The 23116-nt window shown below is 53.1% G+C and carries 21 protein-coding genes and 1 other RNA gene; 4 read left to right on the top strand and 18 right to left on the bottom strand.

The window, feature by feature from the left end; genetic code table 11:
• An RNA gene (gene ffs, locus Q5911_RS07865) (signal recognition particle sRNA large type) lies at nucleotides 1-125 on the top strand; the annotation flags it as partial.
• A gap of 59 nt (nucleotides 126-184) precedes the next feature.
• Here ffs and tadA read toward each other — a convergent pair.
• The 17 genes from tadA to Q5911_RS07780 form a co-directional block, all read right to left on the bottom strand.
• The gene (gene tadA / locus Q5911_RS07860; protein ID WP_207649018.1) at nucleotides 185-670 is read right to left on the bottom strand and encodes a tRNA adenosine(34) deaminase TadA; all 486 of its coding nucleotides are present in this window, start codon (nucleotides 668-670) and stop codon (nucleotides 185-187) included.
• A 102-nt stretch (nucleotides 671-772) separates the two neighbouring features.
• Nucleotides 773-1714: a hypothetical protein gene (locus Q5911_RS07855; protein WP_303182228.1), complete on the bottom strand. Its 942-nt coding sequence runs from the start codon at nucleotides 1712-1714 to the stop codon at nucleotides 773-775.
• 137 nt (nucleotides 1715-1851) lie between these two features.
• Complete coding sequence (locus Q5911_RS07850) at nucleotides 1852-3270, bottom strand: deoxyguanosinetriphosphate triphosphohydrolase (RefSeq protein ID WP_303182230.1); 1419 nt, start codon at nucleotides 3268-3270, stop codon at nucleotides 1852-1854.
• 16 nt (nucleotides 3271-3286) lie between these two features.
• Complete coding sequence (locus Q5911_RS07845; protein WP_303182226.1) at nucleotides 3287-4492, bottom strand: helix-turn-helix domain-containing protein; 1206 nt, start codon at nucleotides 4490-4492, stop codon at nucleotides 3287-3289.
• A 143-nt stretch (nucleotides 4493-4635) separates the two neighbouring features.
• Complete coding sequence (locus Q5911_RS07840; protein ID WP_226395129.1) at nucleotides 4636-5262, bottom strand: 4'-phosphopantetheinyl transferase family protein; 627 nt, start codon at nucleotides 5260-5262, stop codon at nucleotides 4636-4638.
• A complete protein-coding gene (locus Q5911_RS07835) occupies nucleotides 5240-5788 on the bottom strand; it encodes a M48 family metallopeptidase (protein ID WP_303182222.1) in 549 nt (182 codons plus the stop codon). Before Q5911_RS07835 ends, Q5911_RS07840 begins: the two co-directional genes overlap by 23 nt.
• Nucleotides 5789-6216: 428 nt before the next feature.
• On the bottom strand, nucleotides 6217-6633 hold the full coding sequence (gene atpC, locus Q5911_RS07830) for an ATP synthase F1 subunit epsilon (RefSeq protein ID WP_076779683.1): 417 nt from the start codon (nucleotides 6631-6633) through the stop codon (nucleotides 6217-6219).
• A gap of 47 nt (nucleotides 6634-6680) precedes the next feature.
• The gene (gene atpD / locus Q5911_RS07825) at nucleotides 6681-8078 is read right to left on the bottom strand and encodes a F0F1 ATP synthase subunit beta (RefSeq protein WP_076779685.1); all 1398 of its coding nucleotides are present in this window, start codon (nucleotides 8076-8078) and stop codon (nucleotides 6681-6683) included.
• Nucleotides 8079-8089: 11 nt separating this feature from the next.
• Entirely contained in the window at nucleotides 8090-8983 is an 894-nt protein-coding gene (gene atpG / locus Q5911_RS07820; RefSeq protein ID WP_303182219.1) for an ATP synthase F1 subunit gamma, read from the bottom strand.
• 12 nt (nucleotides 8984-8995) lie between these two features.
• Nucleotides 8996-10501: a F0F1 ATP synthase subunit alpha gene (gene atpA / locus Q5911_RS07815; protein ID WP_281725437.1), complete on the bottom strand. Its 1506-nt coding sequence runs from the start codon at nucleotides 10499-10501 to the stop codon at nucleotides 8996-8998.
• A gap of 5 nt (nucleotides 10502-10506) precedes the next feature.
• Nucleotides 10507-11043, bottom strand: a complete 537-nt coding sequence (atpH, locus tag Q5911_RS07810) for an ATP synthase F1 subunit delta (RefSeq protein ID WP_076779691.1) — start codon at nucleotides 11041-11043, stop codon at nucleotides 10507-10509.
• Nucleotides 11021-11524: a F0F1 ATP synthase subunit B gene (gene atpF / locus Q5911_RS07805; RefSeq protein ID WP_076779693.1), complete on the bottom strand. Its 504-nt coding sequence runs from the start codon at nucleotides 11522-11524 to the stop codon at nucleotides 11021-11023. Before atpF ends, atpH begins: the two co-directional genes overlap by 23 nt.
• A 52-nt stretch (nucleotides 11525-11576) precedes the next feature.
• Complete coding sequence (atpE, locus tag Q5911_RS07800; RefSeq protein WP_281725435.1) at nucleotides 11577-11804, bottom strand: ATP synthase F0 subunit C; 228 nt, start codon at nucleotides 11802-11804, stop codon at nucleotides 11577-11579.
• A 35-nt stretch (nucleotides 11805-11839) separates the two neighbouring features.
• The gene (locus tag Q5911_RS07795; RefSeq protein WP_076779697.1) at nucleotides 11840-12502 is read right to left on the bottom strand and encodes a F0F1 ATP synthase subunit A; all 663 of its coding nucleotides are present in this window, start codon (nucleotides 12500-12502) and stop codon (nucleotides 11840-11842) included.
• Between the two features lie 490 nt (nucleotides 12503-12992).
• Complete coding sequence (locus tag Q5911_RS07790; protein WP_303182213.1) at nucleotides 12993-14864, bottom strand: hypothetical protein; 1872 nt, start codon at nucleotides 14862-14864, stop codon at nucleotides 12993-12995.
• On the bottom strand, nucleotides 14854-15528 hold the full coding sequence (locus tag Q5911_RS07785; RefSeq protein ID WP_303182211.1) for an ABC transporter ATP-binding protein: 675 nt from the start codon (nucleotides 15526-15528) through the stop codon (nucleotides 14854-14856). The genes Q5911_RS07790 and Q5911_RS07785 overlap by 11 nt, the downstream gene beginning before the upstream one ends.
• 4 nt (nucleotides 15529-15532) lie before the next feature.
• Nucleotides 15533-17416, bottom strand: coding sequence for a MerR family transcriptional regulator (locus Q5911_RS07780; protein WP_303182209.1), 1884 nt, complete (start codon nucleotides 17414-17416; stop codon nucleotides 15533-15535).
• A gap of 713 nt (nucleotides 17417-18129) precedes the next feature.
• On the opposite strand from Q5911_RS07780, the gene Q5911_RS07775 reads away from it, so the two are divergent.
• Nucleotides 18130-18804: a YczE/YyaS/YitT family protein gene (locus tag Q5911_RS07775; protein WP_303182207.1), complete on the top strand. Its 675-nt coding sequence runs from the start codon at nucleotides 18130-18132 to the stop codon at nucleotides 18802-18804.
• Between the two features lie 141 nt (nucleotides 18805-18945).
• Here Q5911_RS07775 and Q5911_RS07770 read toward each other — a convergent pair whose 3' ends face one another.
• The gene (locus Q5911_RS07770) at nucleotides 18946-19740 is read right to left on the bottom strand and encodes a hypothetical protein (protein WP_303182203.1); all 795 of its coding nucleotides are present in this window, start codon (nucleotides 19738-19740) and stop codon (nucleotides 18946-18948) included.
• A 3-nt stretch (nucleotides 19741-19743) separates the two neighbouring features.
• Between Q5911_RS07770 and Q5911_RS07765 the strand changes: the two genes are divergently transcribed.
• Complete coding sequence (locus Q5911_RS07765) at nucleotides 19744-20736, top strand: FAD-dependent oxidoreductase (RefSeq protein WP_303182201.1); 993 nt, start codon at nucleotides 19744-19746, stop codon at nucleotides 20734-20736.
• A 74-nt stretch (nucleotides 20737-20810) separates the two neighbouring features.
• Nucleotides 20811-23009, top strand: coding sequence for an RNA polymerase sigma factor (locus Q5911_RS07760; RefSeq protein ID WP_303182199.1), 2199 nt, complete (start codon nucleotides 20811-20813; stop codon nucleotides 23007-23009).
• Nucleotides 23010-23116: the final 107 nt, after the last annotated feature.

Raw genomic sequence — 23116 nt, 5'->3', positions numbered from 1 at the left:
GTGAACCGTGTCAGGTCGGGAACGAAGCAGCACTAAGCGGAACCTTCCGGGTGCCGTGAGGGTGCCTGGGTTGAGTAAACTGCCAAGGTAACGTCTGTTGGCCTGGTTCGAAGCGCAATGCACGTAAAAGATAATTCTGACATGATATAAATACAAAAAAGAACAGTGTCTCATCCTGTCCGGATCAGGCACTGTTCTTTTTTGCTTTTTTCTTTTTTTCCCGCAATTCCCGGAAAAACTGCTTCATCAGTGAACTGCACTCCTCCTCCAGCACCCCGGCCGTGATCTGGGCCTGGTGGTTAAACCTGTCCATCTGGAGCAGGTTCAAGATGGAGCCAGCGCAGCCCGCCTTGGGGTTCATGCAGCCAATCACCACCCGGTCCATCCGGGACTGGACAATGGCTCCGGCGCACATCTGGCAGGGTTCCAGCGTCACATACATGGTACACCCCTCCAGTCTCCAGTCCCCCATCTTCCGGCTGGCCTTTCGTATGGCTGTGATCTCCGCATGGGCCAGAGGATTCTTGTCCGTATTCCTCCTGTTGTACCCCCTGCTGATGATCTTTCCCTCATACACGATCACACATCCTATGGGCGTCTCCTCCAGCGCATACGCCTTTTTAGCCTGTTTAATTGCCTCTTTCATATATTTTTCATCTACATTTTGCACATTTACACACCACTTTATCAAAAATTGTACACCAGTTTTTTTATTCCGGACGTAACCCTTTTAAAAAGGGTTACGTCCGGAATTGAAATTGTTTCAATTGTGTCAACGTCTCACAGGGCGGCACCAGTATCCGAAATCTTCTTCCCTGTTTGTCTCTTCTTCTGTCAGCTCCACGTCTTCCTCATCCGCCCGGATGAATCTGGGGAAACCGAAGGCTTCCGCCGCCTGGGCCTCGCGGGGATGATAAATGCCGGGGACTCCCAGCCAGCACTGATCCTCCTCCAGTATGAGCAGGAGATGATGGTAGCTGTAATAGCCGTGAAGGAGGAAGCTGTTGTTTGCCAGCCGCCATTCGCACCGCTTCAGCTGGGCGATATCTCTGCGCTGGATCTTGATGCAGCGCAGCTGCCCCTGCTCTCCTGATGCAGGCTCTTCCTCCCTCTCTTCCCGGGAGGGCGGCTGCCGGATCTCCTTCATTTCCTCTTCCTCAGGTTCAGGTGTTTCTCCTGTCACTGACACTGGCATTTCCGCTTCCTCTCCGGGGCAAAACCCATCAGGTTCATTTTCTCCCGCCCCGTCCATCTCTTTATCGTTATCCTGCTCCTCTCTTTCTTCCCTGGCTTTCTGAGCTGCCAGTTGTGCCAGATCCGGCTCAGGCTCGCCTTTCCAGACCTGCATCTTCTCCACATCCACAGGCATGTCATCCCAGACTGCCGCAAATCTCCTGCGTCCTGCATTCTCCAGTATGACCCCTTCGATCAGCGGGTAATCCGAGGCACGCCCTGTATCTTCCGGCGTAAAAGTCAGACGGTAATTGACAGCCGGGTTCACATGCTCGATGTCTCCCTGCCAAAAGCCGATGCACTGCCCTCCTTTTACATAGAAGATATACACTTTCAGCTTCTTGTCTTCTGCAAGATGCAGTCCTTTTCCGTGAATGTGCACCACTGTGGACGAGTCAGCCTGCTCTACCTTCACAAAACCCACGTTACGGACGCGTTTTCCATCCTGATATTCATACAAATAGCGAATAAACCGTTTCAAACCTCCACTTCCATTCTTTGTCTGGTTATCACAATCTATTCGCCTATACGCCGGAAAATGCCTGTTCTGACCTCATCCGGATCATTTTGTCCACCCTGCTTTTCGGCTGTGCGCAGCGCCTCCCGAAAAAGGGCTGACTAGAGGATCGCCTTCAGCTCCTGGTACAGTCTCTTGGCATAACTGTCCGTCATACCGCAGATAAAATCCGTGACAAGAAGAAGACGCAGATACAGTTTTTCTGACTCGTTCTTTCCTCTTGCGTGGTAATGGTAGGCATCCTTATAATTGCTGGAAATAAAATAGACCAGCCGCCTGTCGATGGAATTCAGAGCACTGTCATCCACATCGTAGTGGATGACCGCCCGCACAAAACAGTCCATAAGATAGTCCAGTATCCCAGCCTCCACAAGCTCCATGAGATAGATCTGCCTGGTAGAAAACACTCTTCTCATCGCAATATCTCTCAGCAGTTCCATCAGCTCCTCCGCAAATGTGCCGCAGAACAGATCCGAGGGGTACTTTCCCTGCATGATGGCCTCGTAATTGGATGTAAATCCAAAAGTGGCACAGGAAATAAGGAAGCCCTGCACACGGACGATCCAGTTCTTTACCGCGTATTCTTCCGGATGATCCACCTGCTTTTCCACACCGCGGCGGTACAGCTCTTCCAGCTTCCCTGCCGGATCAAAGACAATTTTATTATTGTTTTTGATATTTTTCAGTTTCTTTAATTCCTCCATCAATACATGGTAGGAAATAAATCCTTTGATGAACGCATCCTCTATATCCGCTGTCTTGTAGGCTATATCATCTGCCGCCTCCAAAATGAATGTCAGCGGATGCCGACATCCGTTTGTTCCCGTCTCCTTCTCAATCCTGCGGAACATCTCCTCGTCCGCCAGATAGTACCCGATCTTTTTTCTCTTGATATCTCCGCAGCCGGCATCGATCTCCAGCGAAGAAACCGGATACTTTACAATGGTATTCAGTAGCGCATAGGTCAGGTTCATACCATTTTCATCCACAAGGAAATGCAGTTTTGTCACCAGGCGGAGAGCCTGAGCATTTCCCTCAAAATGATAAAAATCCTGCTTCATCTGCTCTGTCAGCACCTCATCCACCGGCCTGCCCCTGTAGGTGAGCAGGGGCAGGTTTCTCTCAAACCATTCCCGGATAGCCACCTCACCAAAATGCCCAAAAGGGGGATTGCCAATATCATGGATCAGGCCTGCACACTGGAGAATGCTGCAGATGTCCTCTTTCATCTGCGGCGTAAAGGAGGGATCCTTCTTATATGTAAGAATATTTTCCGCAATATTCTGCCCCAGAGACTTGGCCAGAGAGGACACCTCCAGGGAATGGGTCAGCCGGGTTCTGATAAAATCGCTTTTGTCCAGCGGAAACACCTGGGTCTTGTCCTGCAGTCTTCTAAAAGACGCGCTTCCGATGATCCTGTGATAATCTTTTTCAAATTCGCTGCGCAAATCTGCAGACCCGGAGTGCCTCTGACTGCTGCCCCGGCTTCTCTTTGGAGATAAAAGCTGCTCCCAGTTCACGCTCATCTTCCTTTCTTTAATCGAGATAGATCGGCGGCTCGTAATCATTTCCAAGCAGCGCCTTCTTCCTCTCCTGATATCCAAGGAACGCCCATTCTGTCATGTCGGTCCACTGGTGGCTGCTCCTGTCATAGACCTGTACGTACCCGATCCTCTTGGGATGCATACGCACTGTGTTGGACTCGTACTCATGCCCTGTGTATGGATTGACCTCTCCCTTTTCCAGGTCTTCTTCCTCATCTGCAGCTTCGGCCCGCATCAGTATGTCTTCTGCAGTCTCCTGTGGATGCACTGCCTCCTTTGCTGCGGTCTCCTCTACTTTTTCTGACGGCGCTTCCTGCGGCTCTACCTCATCCTGATGATCAGAAACAGGGGCTGCATCTTCCGTTTCTATCTCTTTTGCATCTTTCTTCGTGCGTCTCTGGAAGAAATCCCGCCAGCTTCCTCTCGTTTTTCTGGCCGGGCGCTCCTGCGGCTCTTCTTTTGCCGCTGACACAGGCTGTGCTTTCTCTGCATCCGGCAGATCATCCGGCTGCACCGCATCTGTCTGCTCCTGCATGTTCTCTTCCTCGGCTGCATCTGCCTGCTCTATATCTGACTCTGCTGCGTATGCCTGCGCTGTGTCTTGTGCACTCTCTTCCTGTACTGTCTCTTCTGTCCACCCGGCCTCCGGATCGGATTCTCCACCTTTCTGATAGAAGACATTCTCTGCCACATCCGGCTGCACTTCTTCCTCCTGCGCCTCGTAGGACTCTGCATCTGCTGGCTGCAGCTCTTCCTCCTGCACCGCCGGCTCTGCCGCTTCCTCCGGAAGAGTCACAGCCTTCCGGTTCTTCTCCTCCAGCAACTCGTCCAGCCCTCTGTTGAGATCCACCAGCTCGCCAATGGTCATCTCTCTCTCTGTAGAGTGCTGACGTTTCTTTCCTTTCTTCTTTTCAAGGCGCAGCAATTCTGCCTCCGTGACACGGACATTCTCCTCATCCGCGCTCTCAGGCTGCTTTGCGTCTCCAAGTATATTCAGTTGAAATGGACAGTCAAGTATCTCCGCTATCATACGCATGTCCTGCTCCTGGAAATTATCTCTTCCAAGGCGCTGCGTAAGATTCTGCCTGGACATCTTTTTCCCTGTCCGCTCTTCTATCATTTCTGCGAGTTCTTTGATCGTCATGCCTTTACGGCTTAAGATAATTTTGACCTGTTCTCCGAATGTAAGATCTAACATGATATTCCTCCTTATTCAATTAAATTATACTCACCCTGCATATCTTATGAATTCAAATCAGTAAAGATTTTTGTTTCTTCATAAACCTATGCTTTTCCCTTTTCTTATTTTAGCAAAACATATAGAGTACGTCAATCCAGGTTTTACTCCATCCTCTCCCCATGGATTTCCCCGAACGCTCCGTCCGTGCTGCACACTGCTATCCTGGCATCGACCCCTGCCACCAGGTATTCCCTGTAATAGAATTCTTCTGGATACAGGTCCGGCTTTTTCAGGAGAAAGGGTACATCTTTTTCGTCAAACCCGATCTCAAAGCTCCTCGTGTCCAGCCCCATCCCCTTGCGCACCGCCTTCATAAAACTCTCCTTCAGCACCCACAGGCGATAAAAAGCCTCTGCCTCCGCTCCACCGGACGGCTGCCTTTCAATATAAGCAGTCTCGGAAGGCAGAAAGAAGCGCCTGGCCACTCTCATGCGTGTCTCCTTTATGGTCTCAATGTCGCAACCCACTTTTGCCTCTTTCTCTGTAGAAATGCTACACAGCACATAGCTGCCCGAATGGGACAGGTTAAAAACCTGGTCCGGCTCCGCCCCGTATTGTTCCCGCATTTTCTCTAACAGCATCCAGGCTCCTACACTCTGCGCCCGGTCCTGAGGAAACCGGAGCTGATCCGCCTTCTGTTTCCGGAAATCGGGCACCCTTTCATAATATTTCCTGTATGTCTCCTCTTCTCTGAGAGCTGAGATCTCAGCTATCCATGTGTGAACCATTTAATTTCCTCTTTCTCTCTTTCCAGTCCGGCATAAATTTGGTCATGCAGCTCTTGAACTGCTGGTTATGGCTTGGCTCAATAAGATGACACAGTTCATGCACGATCACATACTCCAGGCATTCTTCTGGACAGAAAATGAGCCTGGTATTCAGCCGGATACGCCCTGTGCTCACTGTGCAGCTGCCCCATCTGGTCTTCATATCCCGCAAGGTCCATCCGGTCGCATGAACTCCCATGATCTTCTCCCACTTCCCGGCATATTCCAGAACTTTATTTCTCATTTTTTCTATCTGTTCTCTATCCACCGGCGGATATTCCCGATTCCCGGATGTCCTCTCCAGATGTCTGCGCATCCATCCTTCCTTTTCATACAGGAACCGTTCCACCCGCTCCCGGGGCGTCCGAAACGGAACCGTCACAAGCGCCTCGCCCTGCTCGGGCCGCACATACAGGTTGATATTCTTTATTCTTCTGTATTCCATGCGAACCCTGATCCCATGGATGTCAAATACTGCACTTTTCATTTTCTTCTCCCAGCCATTTTCCTGCAAGTCTCTTTACCACTCTCCACTGTGTAAACAGCGCAGAACTTTACACATATACTAGCACATATCACGGAGCTGCTCCATATGAAAATTAAAAAGGACTCCCTTACGTGCAAGCACAATCAGTCGACCAGATCTACCCCGCCATGCTGACCAGCGCAATGCTTCGCATTACGCCGGTCTCGGGCGTTCGCCCTATGGAATCGCATAAAAAAGAGATGACAAGCACCTCTTACGTGCAAGCACAATCGGTCGACCAGATCTACCCCGCCATGCTAGATCGCCACAATGCTACGCATCGCGGCGATCCCGGGCGTTCGCCCTATGGAAGCATACGAAAAAGGACTCCCTTACGTGCTAGCACGACGTGAGTCCTTTTTCATATACTTCCGCATGGCTCATTGCCATCAGATATTCCAGTTTTTATCCTTGGAGGTTTTTAGGCGGGTCATGGCGCGGGCCAGGGAGGCCTGAGACAGGTAATATTCCTGGATACTCTGCTTATGGCGCAGGCGTTCCTGGGCTCTCTGGCGGGCCTCCTCGGCGCGCTTGACGTCGATCTCCTCGGGACGCTCCGCAGAATTCACAAGGACGGAGACACGGTTGTTGATGATCTCCGCAAATCCCTGGGACACAGCAGCTGTGATCCACTCTCCCTCGGGCGTCTTCAGATGAAGCTCTCCGTTCTCCACTGCCACGACCATGTTTTCGTGGTGGGCCAGAACACTGAACTGCCCATCCTCAATGGGAAGGATCAGATTCTGGCACTTTCCCTCGTAAAAAACCTTATCGCTGGATATGACCTTTAAAAAAAATGTATTCATCTAATCTCACTCCTTCTGCCGGACAAAAGGCACAGCGCCTGCTGTACTTAGGCCTGCTCAGCCTTGGCCTTCTCGATGACTTCGTCAATAGTTCCGACATTAAAGAATGCATTTTCGGGATACTCGTCCATCTCGCCGTCGATAATGGCCTTGAAGCCCCGGATGGTCTCTTTAAGAGGCACGTATTTTCCTGGTATGCCGGTAAATGTCTCTGCCACGGAGAAAGGCTGGGACAGGAAACGCTGGATCTTTCTGGCCCGACTAACTGTCATCTTATCTTCCTCTGACAGCTCCTCCATACCGAGGATGGCGATGATGTCCTGCAGCTCTTTGTACTTCTGCAGAATCTCCTGTACTTTTCTGGCTACCTGGTAGTGCTCCTGGCCGACTACGTCCGCCTCCAGGATACGGGAGGTGGACTCCAGCGGATCTACTGCCGGGTAAATACCCTGCTCCACGATCTTTCTTGAAAGCACGGTGGTGGCGTCCAGATGGGAGAATGTGGTAGCCGGGGCCGGGTCAGTCAGGTCATCGGCAGGCACGTACACAGCCTGCACAGATGTGACCGATCCGTTCTTAGTTGAAGCGATACGCTCCTGCAGGGCGCCCATCTCATTTGCCAGGGTGGGCTGGTAGCCTACGGCTGAAGGCATACGCCCAAGGAGGGCAGATACCTCCGATCCGGCCTGCACGAAACGGAAAATGTTGTCAATAAACAGAAGCACGTTCTGATGCTCTTCGTCACGAAAATACTCAGCCATGGTAAGCCCTGTCTCCGCCACGCGCATACGGGCTCCGGGGGGTTCATTCATCTGTCCGAACACAAGGGCTGTCTTGTTCAGAACTCCCGACTCGCTCATCTCTGTCCAGAGATCGTTTCCCTCACGGGAACGCTCGCCCACGCCTGTAAAAATAGAATATCCGCCGTGCTCTGTGGCAATGTTGTGGATCAGCTCCTGGATCAGGACCGTTTTACCCACACCGGCTCCTCCGAAGAGGCCGATCTTGCCGCCCTTCGCATAGGGAGTCAGAAGGTCGATAACCTTGATGCCTGTCTCCAGAACTTCCACAGCAGGACTCTGGTCCTCAAAGCTGGGGGCTTTTCTGTGGATCACCCAGTGCTCTGCGTCCTCCGGTATCTTCTCTTTATCATCGATTGTCTCGCCCAGCACGTTGAAAAGCCTTCCAAGCGTCTGCTTTCCTACCGGGACCTTGATGCCCTCTCCGGTGGCTGTCACCTCCATCCCTTTGTAGAGGCCGTCGCTGGAGGCAAGCATGATGCAGCGCGCAACATTGTTTCCAACATGCTGTGCCACTTCCATGACGCAGCGTTTTCCGCCGTTGTCCACTTCCAGTGCATCCTTAATAAATGGAAGATCTTCCCTGCTATCGAACTCAACGTCTACAACAGGTCCCATGACCTGTACAATTCTTCCTTTTGTCATAGTGTTTTATCTCACTTCCTTTTCTGTGCGTTGGCACCGCCGATCACCTCAGTCAGCTCCTGGGTGATGTCCGCCTGCCTTACACGGTTATAGGTTATATTTAATTCATTCAGCATATCCGTGGCGCTGTCTGTGGCGTTCTGCATAGCCTGCATACGGGAATTCTGCTCGCTGCAGTAAGACTCCACAAGACAGCCGTAAATAATACCGATCAAGTAGTTGGGGACAATGCTGTCCATAACTTTATGGGCCGAAGGGTACAGCGTAACTGCCTCTCTGTACACGCCGGCCATAGCCGCCATCTTGTCAGAGGTAAAGTTGATCCTCTGCAGGGGAAGAAGCTTGATCTTCTGGGTTTCAGCCTGGAGGGCATTGATCATCCTGGTATAAATGATATAGACATCATCCACCTCTCCCGCCTCGAAGAGTTCCACCATCTTTACAGCGATCACTCTGGCCCGATAAAGGTTGGGATCCTGCACCGTATACTTAAACTCAGAGTCCAGCTCATCTTCTCTTTTTGAAAAATAGTGCCTTCCCACTTCACCCAGGACGAACATCTTGTGTTTCCCGGGCTGGCGGATCAGCTCCTCAGCCATCTTCAGTACGTTGTGGTTGTATGCACCCGCAAGTCCCTTATCAGCCGTGATGACAATACACCCTATCTTCCTGTCTTCCGCCGGGATCCGTTCCCTGCGGTCAAAGAAATGGCTGTGCATATCCGGCACATGGCGCAGGATCCTGGTGATCTCCGCCTGCATGGCGTAGAAAAAGGGCTCTGTGTCCGCCAGTTTTTTCTTTGCCTGCTTCATCTTGGAGGAGGAGATCAGATACATGGCGTTTGTGATCTTCTTTGTCTCCTGGATGCTGGCCATCCTTTCTTTCAATTCTCTTGCATTTGCCATATTAACACCTGCTTACCTTTTCTCTTTAAATTCCTTTGCGGCATTTAAGATCTGTTCTGTCAGCTCGTCATCCAGGACCTTCTTCTCCTCGATGGCCTGGCAGATCTCAGGATGACTGTCCTCAAAAAATGCAAGCATATCTATCTGGAACTGTTTTACTTTGTCCGTGTCTACATCTAACATAAGTTTGTGCGTGGCCACGCACAGTGTGATGACCTGCTCGTGAAGGCTCAGCGGATTTCCCAGCGGCTGCTTCAGAAGTTCTGTCAGACAGCTTCCATATTTCAGCTGGGTCTTTGTAATGTCGTCCAGATCTGAGCTGAACTGGGTAAAGGACTCAAGCTCTCTCGCCTGGGCCAGGTCAATACGCACGCTTCCTGACGCCTTCTTCATTGCCTTTGTCTGAGCAGCGCCGCCCACACGGGACACAGAAAGTCCCACATTGACAGCCGGGCGCATTCCAGCGTTGAAAAGGTCGCTTTCCAGGAAGATCTGCCCGTCTGTGATAGAGATCACATTTGTCGGAATGTAGGCAGAAACATCCCCCGCCTGGGTCTCAATGATAGGCAGAGCAGTGATGGAGCCGCCTCCTGCCTCGTCACTTAAACGGCTGCTTCTCTCCAGCAGTCTTGAGTGGAGATAGAATACATCTCCGGGGTAAGCCTCTCGTCCCGGTGAGCGTCCAAGCAGAAGGGAAATCGCCCGGTAGGCCACCGCATGCTTGGACAGATCGTCGTACACGATCAGCACATCTTTCCCCTGATACATAAAGTACTCTGCCAGCGCAGTTGCCGCATAAGGCACGATATACTGCAGAGGCGCGCACTCGCTGGCCGTGGAACAGAAGATAGTCGTATAATCCATGGCACCGTGGGAGCGCAGAGAATTAACAAGCTGAGCCACTGTGGACGCTTTCTGTCCGATGGCCACGTAAATGCAGATCACATCTTTTCCTTTCTGGTTGATGATGGTGTCTGTGGCAATGGAAGTCTTTCCTGTCTGCCTGTCGCCGATGATCAGCTCGCGCTGTCCCCGGCCGATGGGGAACATGGAGTCAATGGAGAGGATCCCGGTTTCCAGCGGTACGCTGACAGACTTTCTCTCCACAATTCCGGGCGCCTCCTCTTCCACCGGGCGGTATCCCTCCGCCTCGATCTCGCCTTTTCCGTCAATGGGGGAACCCAGGGCATCCACAACCCTTCCAATATAGCCTTCTCCCACGGGAATACCGGCTTTTCTTCCTGTGCGGGCCACCTTTGTCCCCTCTTTTATATCGGAGTCGTCTCCGAACAGGATACAGCTGACTTCATTTGTCTTGATATCCTGCACCATACCTTTCAGCCCTGTCTCCAGGGTGACGATCTCGCCGTACATGGCGTGATCTATTCCGTATACGGAGGCAATTCCGTCTCCAACAGAGACAACATATCCTACTTCCTGGTCTCTGCTGATCACATCATAATTTTCTATCTCTTCCTTAATAATAGAGATAATCTCATCTGAGTTGATCGAACTCAAGTTTTTCACCTCCAGGTCAATTTTTGTTCTAATCGTTTCAGCCGTCCCTGCATGCTGTAATCATACTCCCGGCCATTCACATGGAGAAGAAATCCGCCGATCAGCGACGGGCGCTCTTCCATCTCCCAGCTCACGCCCTTTGCATGAAATTCCCTGCACACAAACTGTTCCATACCTTTTTTCTGTTCTTCTGTCGGAGGAACCACATAAGCCAGGTGGGCGGTCACAATGCCGGCCATCTCGTTTTTATACTGGCGGTATGCACGGAAGATCTCCTGCATGATGCCAGCCTTTCCGTAGTCTGTTGCCACTTTTAGAAAGGTGCTGATCTTCTTGTCAAAGATCCGGTCGATCACCTTATGTTTTTCCTCTTTTGTCACGATGGGACTCTCCAGAACGGAAATAAGCTCAGAAGAGTCTGCAAAGATTTCCTCCGCTTCCCCAATCACTTCCTCCGGCAGCCCCATGTCATACAGCACCTTTGCGTAGCGGATGGCTGCCATAGAACAGTACGCGCCGCTATTTGCCTTTGCTGTCTTCATGGGAATCACCTGCTTCTCTTAGAAATTGGTCGTAAACTGCCTGGCTGTCCTTCTCGCCGCAGCTGTCCATCACGATCTTTCTGGCAGCATCCACGGCAAGCCCTGCGACCTCTGTCTTCATCTGTCGGAGTGTCTGTTCTCTTTCCAGGTCAATGGTTTCTCTGGCTGTCTGCATGATCTTTCCCGCCTCGGCATCCGCGTCCTTAAGAATACGGTCGTACTCCTTCTTCGCATCTGCCCTGGCCTGCTCGATCATGCGCCGGGATTCATCCTTTGCTCCGCTTAAGGCATCCTCATACTGACTTTTAAGCTCCATTGCCTTGGCCTGCTGGTCGTTGGCATTCTGGATACCGTCAGCGATCATGGCCCTGCGCTTTTCCATAATATTCATGACCGGTCCGATGAGAAATTTGCGCAGCAGCAGATAAAGAATGACCAGGTTGATCATTTCCAGGACAAAATTAAAGTCTAAACTCAGCACTTCCTAGTACCTGCCTTTCCTGTAATCAGCTTTGCTTATCTGCATACATTTCCTACTGCAGGAAGAAGATAATAAGAAGACCGATAATAAAGCCGTAAATAGCGGTTGCCTCTGCAAGCGCACATCCGAGGATCAGGGTCTTGCTGATCTTGCTCTCTGCCTCAGGCTGTCTTGCGATAGCCTCTGCTGCCTTTCCTGTTGCAATACCGATACCAACACCTGCTCCAATACCTGTAAATACAGCAATAGCTGCTCCGATTGCAATAATTGTTCCTGACATAATTTTCAATCTCCTTTTCTTTACTCTTTTCTTGATTATTCCATTTCTTCATTCATGAAAAGCGCAGTCAGAAATACAAAGACATACGCCTGTAAAAGTCCGTCGAATATATCAAAATAGAAACTCAACGGAATAGGTACTAATAACGGAACCACTGCTTTGACCAGTTCCATTACCACAAATCCCCCCAGCATATTGCCGAAGAGACGCATGCACAGCGACAGAGGCCGGATAAAAATCTCCATCACCATGATCGGCGCCACAAAAGGAACCGGTTTGGCGAAGTGCCCTGCCCAGTGCTTCAGACCATTCCTGTGTATGCCTGAATACTCGATCAGAAGCATACTCATAATGGCCAGCGCCGCCGTCACATTTAAATCCTTTGTCGGTGGTTTAAAGCCTGCCAGCCCGATCAGGTTTGAAACTGCCAGATAGAGGGCCACGGTGATCAGATAAGGGACATAGCGCCTGTTTTCTTTTCCAATGATGCCTTCAAAGAAATCCTGCGCCCATCCGATCGCTGACTCCAGCGCTAGCTGGACTTTCCCGGGATTTTCTACTTTTAAGTTTCTGACCAGGACGACAGACAGTACCGTCAGGACCGCCATGATGATCCACGTGACGACAATGGATTCATTCACGGCAATACCGCCGAAAACGGGAATCTCGAAAACCGGCGTACAGTTCAGCTCTTCCATCAGTTTTTCTGTTAATTCTCCCGTACTATCCCCTTCCTTCTCTTATTTTTTCCTGTGAATATTACTGCTAACAAATACATTTGTCAATAAATTTTGCGCCCGGCTCACGCGCCGGAGCTTCGCCTGTTTTTTATGGATTTTTTCTGCTTTTTTCTTTCTTCTCCTCCGCAAAATTATGTGTTTTTTGCAAGGGAATCCGTTCCATCCCCGGCTGCGGTTTTTTCAAGATTATTTTTTACCAATTTATCACTTTTTTAGATTTTCATTTTCGTCATTTCGACAGATTTTTTCTCCGCCGCAGTTTTTTAAAATATACAATACCTCCATCTTCCCCCGTAAATCGCGGTGGTATTTCCCCGTTTTTTACAAACCCGGTCCTTCCCCTTGCAGTTTTCTCTTCTTTGACAGACAGGCTGTGCCAGCTCCCAAAAGCCGGCACAGCCTGTCTCCTTTTGTTCTGTATCTTATCTGCCCTCTGCCTCCAGGGCTCCTACTCGTCATAGTTTTCCAGCAGCGCCAGAGGCTCCCTCTTTAAATTCCGCCGCATGAAACCACCGGTGATCGCCGACGCCAGCACAAAGACAGTTGCCGCAGCCGCCGCGCCTCCCGCAGCAGGCTGGCTCTTCTTCGTCATCTCCTGAGCCTCGGCACCTGCCTCCTCCTCTGTCTCCAGGGCGCCGCTGCTGAACATGATATCATGGAAGCTGCCCGCCTCTGTCTGTCCAGCGGCCGCCTCCGTAAGAAGGGCTCCCGCGCAGCCGCCTGCCAGCACGCCTGCGGCAGTAAGGAGCAGCATTCCTGACAAAAGCGAGACGGCGCAGCCCTTCTTTGTAAGGCCAAGGCTCCTCTCGATCGCCGTGCGCCTCTCCTGCCGGGAGATATAGAGGTGGCCAAAGAGGGCCAGCACCAGGACCGTCATAAGACTCCCCCCTGCAAGCAGGACACCCGACGTGATCCGCCGGTTCTCAATCCCCTCCTCCAGGTCTGTGTACCCGTCGTCGTAGAAGCGGATTTCAAGCTGATCCAGCCCCAGGGTCCGGAATTTCTCCATGTAGGAGCGAATGCTGCCATTGGGAATCTGGAAGGTCGTATTGCTGGCGCTCATAGGGGCCGCGCTCACGATGTGGTCGGACCAATCCCCCTCCACAGAGCGCTCCGGCACGATCACCTCATTGAACCCCAGAGCGTCCCTGGCCCCGTCCTGGCGTATCTTCTGGGTGTAGATCCCCACGATCTTGTAAGTGTCCTCGTCAAACGCATCATAGAGCTTCCCCTGGGCATTTATAAGTCTGCCCGGCGGCGCACCCCCACCCCCGGAGGGCAGGTAGCTCTGGGCCGGTGAGGTGTAGGCTACGTAAATGAGAGGCAGCCGTATCTCATCTCCCACCTCCAGGCCGTTCATCCTGGCAAACAGATCTGACACCAGGCACACATCCTCCCCCGATGCAAATTCCTCCTCTGTGATCTCCCTTCCTTTTTGCACAGAGGCATTGTCCGTGTAAAATCCCAACAGAAGATCCAGGCTGCTGACCGGCTGAACAGGGATCGTGTTGACAGCTATGTAGTTCTCATCCAGAATGTCCAGCCACTGCTGTCCCCGCTCTGTCTCGTAGAACCCCTCCGTCACCTCGTCCACAGACAGCTCCTCAAAGCTGCCCTCCACCTTCTCCCCCTCCGGCGTGTACTGGTCGCAGGTGATGTGGGAGATCTGATACTCCCCTGCCAAGTCCGCGTCGTTGTCTGTCCCGTGGCGGTCCGGGCTGCTGTATATGCACATGATGTACCGTTTGCCCGCCTCCAGCACGGGAGGATCCGGGTTGTAGTGGTCGCACACCCACAGGTCTCCCAGGAACAGATTCTCATTTCCCTCCAAAAGCCTTGCCACCTTCACCTTGATGGGCGCTGCCACTCCTGTCTCATAGGGCACTGCCTCCACCGTGATCTGCTGGTTGGTGGACTCCAGGTAATAGTCTGTATCATAGTCCGGCTGCACATTGTAGAGGACGCTGTCCTCCATATAGGCGCCAAAGAACACTCTCCTTTCCGGCTTTATGATGTAGTCCGCCCCCTCAAAGTCCAGTTCTTCTGTGCTTACCCATCTCCCGTAATCCTGCTGCGCCCTGTAAGTGTAATCTTTCTCCTGAGCATCCCAGACCGCCTCGTAGCTGGATGTCTCCCTGCGCTGCTCCACAGTGCCGATTGTTGTGAACCCCTGCTCCAGCTCCCGGATGCTCTCCCGGTTGATGTTCCACAGATTGATCCCCACTGCCAGCATAGCCGTGGCTGCCAGAATGAGGAAAAAGAAGACCGCCGTCCGCAAAGGGGTCCTGCGCATCTGTCGCAGACTGTTCCTAACGATCATATCTCATCATCCTTCCATCCTTCATCCTGTAGATCACATCCGCTTTCCGGGCCAGCTCCAGGCTGTGGGTCACCAGCACCACTGTGTAGCCCTTCTCGTGGGCACACTCCAAAAGGAGTCCTGCTATGATCTCCTCATTCTCCGTGTCCAGATTGCCCGTGGGCTCATCCGCCAGGAGGATGTCCCCCTCCGCCGCCAGGGCCCGGGCGATGGCCACCCTCTGCTGCTCGCCGCCGCTCATCATCTTCGGGTACTGGCGCAGGATCTTCTCCGGGAGCCCAGCCTGGGCGATGCAGTCCATGGCCCGCCTCCTCGCCTCCCTGCCCGGGACGCCTTTGAGCTCCAGGGGATACATCACATTCTCCAGGGCTGTCAGGAGGGGAAAGAGATGGAAGGACTGGTAGACAACAGATGCCTTGTCCCGACGGTAGGCGTCCCGGTCCATGGACGCCAGGTCCTCCCCATCTATGTAGATCGTCCCCTCGGACGGGAGGTCCAGGCCTGCCAGCAAAGACAAGAGCGTGCTCTTGCCGCTTCCCGACTCCCCGATCACCGCACACAGCTTCCCCTCCTCAAAAGAGCAGGACACCTGTCGCAGCGCGTCTATCTTCTGATATTTGCTGATGTAAGAGTAGCTTACATCCTCCACTTTGATCCTCTCCATCTCTCTACTCCTTTCCCATAAGTGCGGCGATCACACTGAACCGCCCTGCCACAGCAAGGCTGACACAGGCCCCCGCACTGTAGCACAAAAGAAACGCACCTGCCACCCGGAAAAAAGCACCCGGGCTTCCCGTTCCCGCGGCCAGGCAGACCAGGGCGCCGCAGGCACACCCGGCAGCCGCCATCAGCACATGCTCCGAAAATATCTGGAAGAACACCCTCCTCCTGCCGGTTCCCAGAGCCCGCATGACAGCCAGCTCCATCCGCCGGTCCTGCATCACCAGACAGGAGACAATGTAGCCTGTCACCATCATAAGCGCCAGTACCAGCGGGTAGAAGGCCATCAGAAATTGTATATTTTTCTCAATACTCCTGGCCGCCTCCACATAGGCCCTGTCGTCCACCACAAGGGCATTGCCCTTATATATGCCCGTGGCGCCAAAACCCGCCGTGACCTCCATGAACCCGGCCTCATCCATCTCCTTTTTGAAAGCGTTGAGTTTCCCTGCATCTTTTATCTCAAAGCGCATCCTGGATGGCATGTATTCCACGCCCCCATCATCAAACCACTGTCTGGCTTCACTGAGCGGACACAGCACATCCTCCGCAGCCAGGTCGGCGTACCCGGCGATCTCGAGCTTAACAGTGCAGAGGGGTACCGTGAGCAGCACCACCGCCATCTCATCTTCCTGGTAGCCGGAAATCTCTGCCGTCACCTGATCCCCCAGGTCCAGCCCCCGCTTTTCCATAAAAGTCTTGTCCATAACGCACCAGGTACCATCCAGACTCTCCCCCTCATCCTCCCAGGTCACATCTCCCGGCTCCAGCTCCCCCGCGGCCAGGCAGTTGATGCCCGCCGCCTGCGCCGGAACTTCCTCCTGCTCCCCCAATAGCACTGCGTTCAGATCCACTTTCTCCTCCATCTCTCCCAGATAGGGGCTCTCCCGCAGGGCATCCGCATACTTCCCCGCGATCCGGAGTCCGGAGTTCATGGATCCATTGTAGTTCCACACTTCGCCGCTCACTGTGTAAATCTCATCCAGCTCTGCAAGCTGCTGCCTGCTGCCGTCGATGTTGTCCTGGTAGAGCATGCCGAAACATACAGCCGCCATGCACACCAGCACCTGCAGGGCGCTCCTTTTCTTCTGCCTCCTGATATTGCGCAGGACAATATGCACTGCCTGGAGGAACCGCATGCGGCCGGTGCGCTTTTCCCGAGTGCATCTGCGGCACACGATCAAAGCCCGCCGCTTTGTTTCTTCCTCCTTCCCCCTCTCACGGGGCCGCAGCCGCAGGCAGGCGGCCCGATACATCTGCCCGTCTGCCAGGAAAAGGGCCTCCTCCCTGCCGTGCACCTTCTGCAGCTCCATGCCATGAGTCTGTCCATACTCCCAGACACTGCGCAGGATTTCTTCCTTTGTCTTTATATTTGCGTCAACATAGAAACTAAATTCTTTCTTGTCTTCCCACTCAGCCGCCTTCTTATAGTCATCCCGGAACCTGGCAAACATGCCTCCCTGGCGCTCCATGGCCTCCATCTGCTCCAGGCAGGCATCCACATCAAGGTCCTTCTCTCCCATCCGCCTGATCTTCTCACACATGTCCGCCGCCGCTTTCAGCTGCTTTTGATGTTCTAACAGCCTCTCTCTCTGCCTGACCACTGCCTCCTCAAGACTCTCCTCGCCGTGCAGGACACTCCGGATCACATCCAGCTGCATGCCCAGCATGCGCAGCATCTTGACACGCTTCAGGATCTCCACATCCTCCCGGGAGTAGATCCTGTAGCCGTTCCCCTCATCCCTCTTCGGGGACAGGAGCCCCTCTTTTTCATAGTAGCGGATGTTCTGCCGTGATATCCCTGTCATCTGTTCTACCTGCTGGGTATTCACGCTCCCACCTCCTCTTGCTTTCCATCTTAGCATAAAGTGTGCAGCGGTCATACAGTCAAGAAAAATCTTTCCTGATCTTTATTTTCCCGTTCCAGTTAAGAGGTTTTTAATATTTTTTCTTCTTTCTTCATTTAATAAACACATTTTGGACACATTTTCTCTCTATAATAAATGTCAGATAGTTGAAGAACACATCAACTATCTCCCCCCTCATAAAGTAGACGCAACGAAGGGTCCTCCCCTTCGTTGCACCACACTTTACTCTCATTCCTTTTAATAACTATAAAACAGATGGACCCGCGGCCGGAAAGGCTGGCGGGTCTTTTGCTGTCATCCCCTCAAAAAGATCATTGCCCTGCTGCCCCGAAAAGGTTTTTTAGATTTTCTTAATCTCACTTTAAGAATTTTTCGTGTTCTTTAAGTTTTCCTCCATACTTTGGACATATTTTCCTTCTATAATAAATCTCAGATAGTTGAAGAACACATCAACTATCTTCCCCCCTCATTAAGTACAGATGCCTGGCAGAATGGCATCACACTTTACTCTCATTCCTTTAGATAACTATAACAACGACGGAGCCCGTTAGCCCTTGTGGTTAGCGGGTTTTCGTTGCCTGCGGAACTTTTCGAAACGAAGCCAGATACCATTGCCAATCCCCTGCATATGCCTTATTATATATAGAAATGAAATTTTTCCAGGAGATCTGTCTATTATGGAAACCAAAAAGCAAACATTTGCATCTGACACTTCAGGAAGGAGCGCGTCCGGCTGGGCAAAGGCTCTGGCCATCCTGCTGGCAGGACTCATCACCGCCCACCTGGGAGTGACGCTCTTCCTCCTTTCAGAACTGGGGACGGATACGTTCACTGTCTTCATACAGGGGCTGTCCCGCCTGTCCGGTCTTACTGTCGGAACAGTACATGTTATCGTTCTTTGTATCCTTATGATCCTCATGCTTCTTGGAACAAAAGGATATGTGAAGCCCGGAACCGTTGTCTGCGCTTTCTGCGGCGGCCCCATCATCGATCTTTTCACCTGGCTTCTGGGCGGATGGATCAACCCACAGGCCGGCATGGCCCTTCGCATCGTGAGCATGCTCCTTGGCTGCGTTATTTTATCCGCCGGCATGTCCATTGTCATCAACAGTAATGCGGGCACCGGCCCCAATGACCTGGTGGCTGTGATCCTGTCTGACAAGATCAAGTCTGTGCAGTTCCGATGGGTGCGGGTGGGCTGCGACCTCTTCTTTGTCGTGCTCGGCTTTCTCCTGGGCGGCACAGTGGGCGCCGGCACGCTGACCGCGGTCTTTCTGACAGGCCCTCTTGTACAGTTCTGGCTTCCCCGCACAAAAAAACCTGTACAGGCTATTTTGAAGGAAGATTTGTAATGATAAGAGCAAAAGGAAAGAGACGTCCTCTTCAGGTCGTCTCTTTCTTGCATATCACCAGATATTCTTATATCAATAATTCTTGTTAAAGTTCTTGTACTCTCTTTCTACCGCGAGCCGCTACACTCTCCTGCGCTTTCTTCACTCATAAGCGCCAGCTACCGAGAAACCGGACACGGCTGCGAGCATCAGCCAGAGCATGATCCCTGTGCTGTCGCCGGTCTTAACTGCTTTGTCACCGCCAGTTCTTGTCTGGCTGCCGTTCTGACCGCCAGACTGCTCTTTCGCAACGATCCGGAATGTCACTGTCTTCTCTGCGATCTCATAATTTCCGCCTTCATTGTCTGTAATGGTCACAGAAGCAGTTCCCACACTCACATTGTCTGTGTAGGTGACCGTATACTCATCAGCCGGAATGACTGTGCTGCCATCTTTTACGGTGACGCCCGGCTTCTTTGCCGTCCCGTCGTATATGTACGTGTCTTTTTCAAGTTCCACTGTCGGGTCTGCCACTTTCTTCGCTGTCACGGTCAGTCCTGTGATCACTGCAGACACCTCTGCCCCGTCGTGTGCGTAGGTAACGGTAACGGACTCATCTCCCACCGTCAGGAAGGAACCTTGTTCATACACGATACCCAGAGCGGAGGCCGGGATCGTTCTCACAAGTCCGTTTTTATAAGTGATCTCAACCGTCAGGCCAGTCGGATCAAACGGAGCACCGTAGCTGTACCCGGATCTGTCCGGCGTACCTGTAATCTTCATAGCTGCCGGCGGATTTGCCTGGATCGCCAGGTCAATAGTACCGGACACTTCATTGTAATGCTCTGTATCTTCCGGGATAAACACCCACACATATTCTGTGCGGTCCGGTTCAAATACGGTGCCGTCTGCCAGCTTCAGTGTACCTGCCGCCTCTCCGGTCTTGTCAAGCTGCACTCCATGGGACGCTTCGACGGCTTCACCTACTCTCCCACAGGAAATCTCTACGTGCCGCAGGATCCGGAATATACAAAGCTGGCGCTTGATGAGCTGGTGGAGGAGTCCGGTGTGGATTATCTGCTCTGCTGCCAGGTGGTCCAGGCGGACACAGAGGGCGGACGTATCCGCCGTCTCACCTGCGCAGACGATGCCGGCCTTTTTACCGTGGAGGCTGAAGTCTATGTAGATGCCAGCGGTGAGGCCAACCTGTCCGCCATGGCAGGGGCGCCTGTAGAATTTCACTGCGATCAGAGCGGCTGTCTTGTCTTCCGCATGGGAAATGTCCGGCACGGGATGGACTATTCTCCAGCCAGGATCAAGGCGGCTGTAGAACAGGCCATAGCCGACGGAATGACCGGCTTTTCCGCATCCTACGGCACAGTATGCCGGGCCCAGGATACAGATGACTACACGGTAAATATCATCAGCATGCAGATCCCGGGACTGGATGCCGCGACACAGACAAAATACGAGATGGAGGGCCGCAGACAGGTACACCTCTACGCGGAAGCCTTCCGCAGATATCTCCCCGGGTTTGAAAATGCTTACCTCATCTACTCCGGGCCCCGCATGGGTTACCGGGAGAGCCGCCGCATTGCAGGGGAGTATCAGCTCTGCCGCGAGGATGTAAAGACTTCACGCAAATATCCGGACACCGGGATCGCCAGAGGCGGCTGGGGCGCGGAGCTTCATCTGGGCAGCGAGGACGTGGTCTTCGGGGAGGAGCGGGGCGCCAAATATTTTGACATCCCTCTCCCCTGTCTGCGGCCAAAAGGCATGAAAAACCTGTGGTGCGGCGGCAGGATCATCTCCGCTGACCTGATCGCGGCTTCCTCCATCCGGGTCATGGCCACAGGATTTGCCACCGGACAGGCTGCCGGCGTGGCCGCTGCGCTCAGCACAGGCCGGGGCGATTATGACACAGCTGCGATCCGGGCCGAGCTGGAACGCTAGGGAGCGCTGATATAAAAGCAAGCTCCCATTTCGGTTAAGTTTCACCTTGTTGATGTCCCTGTCACTCCTGTGATATGATTTTTTATTATGACTGCCACGGCATCCGCACAGGCAAAAAAGAGGGGGAATACATTTCCATGCACACGCACACCTTGAACGACCAGCAGATACTGGCAAAGCTCGCCAAGAGTCCCCAGCAGGGACTGGCTCTCCTGATGGAGCAATACACAGGACTCATCTGGCATATTGCGGCCAGCCATCTGCACAATCCCGAGGATATAAAAGAATGTGTCAACGAAACCTTTGCACGCTTTTATTTCCAGCGGGAGAAATATGATCCAGACAGGGCTTCCCTGACTCTTTATCTGGCCTCCATCACAAGGAATCTGGCCATCTCCCGCTATCGAAAGGAACAGGGTCAGCACACCGCCTTATCCAGAGCAGTCACATGTTCCGGGGCCGGGACTTCCGCAGGAGAAACGGCTGGCGGGCAGGGCCTTTCCTGCCCGGAGGACAGGCTGATCTCCCTGTCAGAGCTCCGCGCAGATGTGGAGAAAGCCATGGAGATGCTGCAGCCGGAGGAGGCAGCTCTCATCCGCATGAAATACTACGGCGGCATGACCACAAAAGAGATCGCCGCCTCCTTAGGACTTCCCTACGAGACCGTAAAAAAGCGCCACCACCGCAGTCTGAAAAAGCTGCGCCGTTCCATGCTCCTCTCTCTCATCCTCCTGGCGCTGCTACTCCTGTCCGCCTGCACCTACTGTGTGCTGCGCCACTACAATATCATTCCATCTCTCTGGGAGATCCTTGTTGGAGAGGGCGAGCCGCCGGAAGAGGACGACAAAAATGGTAAGGATAAGCCCAGACCTCTGTTCCTCTCCTCCGACCGTCCCCTCTCCCAACCGGACAGCGGGACACCTGAGGCGGTTTCCCGGGAGGAGACCGGCTCCGCAGTCCCGGGGGACTCCTTCTCCCGCTCGGAAGAGGACAGCTGGGACATTCCTCACTCCTGGGTAGACGGCTACGGCCCTGTCCTGTCTCCGGACACGACTGCCTACTCTCTTGCAGAGGAAGTGCATTTCGAGACAGAGTACGTCACCGGCATTCTGGAGGACGCTGTCTATGCAGAGGGAAATCTCAAAGTCTCCTTCCTCATACAGGCAAGGGAAGGCTCCTTCTCCGAGCTGGCGTCCCGGTATTTCCCGAATCTCAGCTACCTGGCGCTGCTGCCGGACTTTTGCAGTATCTACCAGGAGGACCTGCTCCTCGCCGACACAGTCAGCGCCTCTACGCGCCACACGGGACCGGACTATCAGTGGACCTGCCTTGTCTTTTCCGGCGTAGACCTCCCCCGGCTGGATAGCTCCGTAGAGCTTTCTCTTACCTCCACCCTCTCCCAGGAGTCACTGGCGCAGATCCCCTGTGAGCTGGGTATCCCCTTTACGCTGACGCCCGCACCGATACAGGAGACCGGAAACCTTCTGTATGAGTTGGGAGATGACTACAGCATCCTTGCTGTTCCCCGTCGGGAAAATGGCTCTCTGGTCGTCTCACTTTGTCCCTTCTCCGCCGATGGCGTGCCGGCCATCCTTTCTTCCCTGATCTGGGGCTCCTACGGTTCAAAAGGTGAGGGCGAGATTACCCTTGCAGGCGAAGACGGTTCTGTCTATACTGGCACCTGCGTGCAGTACAGCCCCGGCGCCACCACCAAGGATTACTACGACTGGGATTTCGGCCCTGTCCCACCGGGGAACTACACGCTCCACATCCCCTATCTGTACCTGAGTTCTGTCCTTCCGGAAGATTTCTCCATCTCCATTGATCTGGAGACATGCACATGGGAGGACAAAAACTGGACTGTAGGGAGCGGCAGCATCACTGTGGACAGCGTGACCCCCATCCCTCTTGTACCGGGCCAGCGGATCCCCGGCACATATGTGTCTGCCTCTGACTGCCCGGGAGAACGGGCCTGGAAAATCTGCCTGAAGCCTCAGACAGATACCTCCGGGCCGGAGATCTTTGATCTCTTTCTCAGCCAGAAGACAGATTTCCTCCCGGACAGCAGCCATATCTGCAACGCAGGCAGCAGTATTGGAAAGTCATTCCTCGAGGACGATCCACAGGTCATAGAGCTTCTTGTGTGCCTGGACACCTTCACCCGCGCCCCATCCTCCTTCTGCCTGACCTCCGATGACCCCTTCCACTCAGGCCGGGACGGCGTCAACTACCGCTGGAATGTAGAGCCCGCCATCCCTCTGACGGTGGAGTGATCTCTCCGACCGGAAACAAGACTATGTCTTTGAAAATGTTAGTATTTACCATGTTGATAGCCCTCCTTTCACATGCTATTTTTTAAGCAGGTCTGTCCGCCCTTCAA

It is taken from the genome of Lachnoclostridium phocaeense, assembly GCF_959599685.1.
Classification (GTDB): domain Bacteria; phylum Bacillota; class Clostridia; order Lachnospirales; family Lachnospiraceae; genus Claveliimonas; species Claveliimonas monacensis.
Note: the sequence above shows the minus strand (reverse complement) of the source record. Positions and strands in the feature narration are given on the sequence as shown.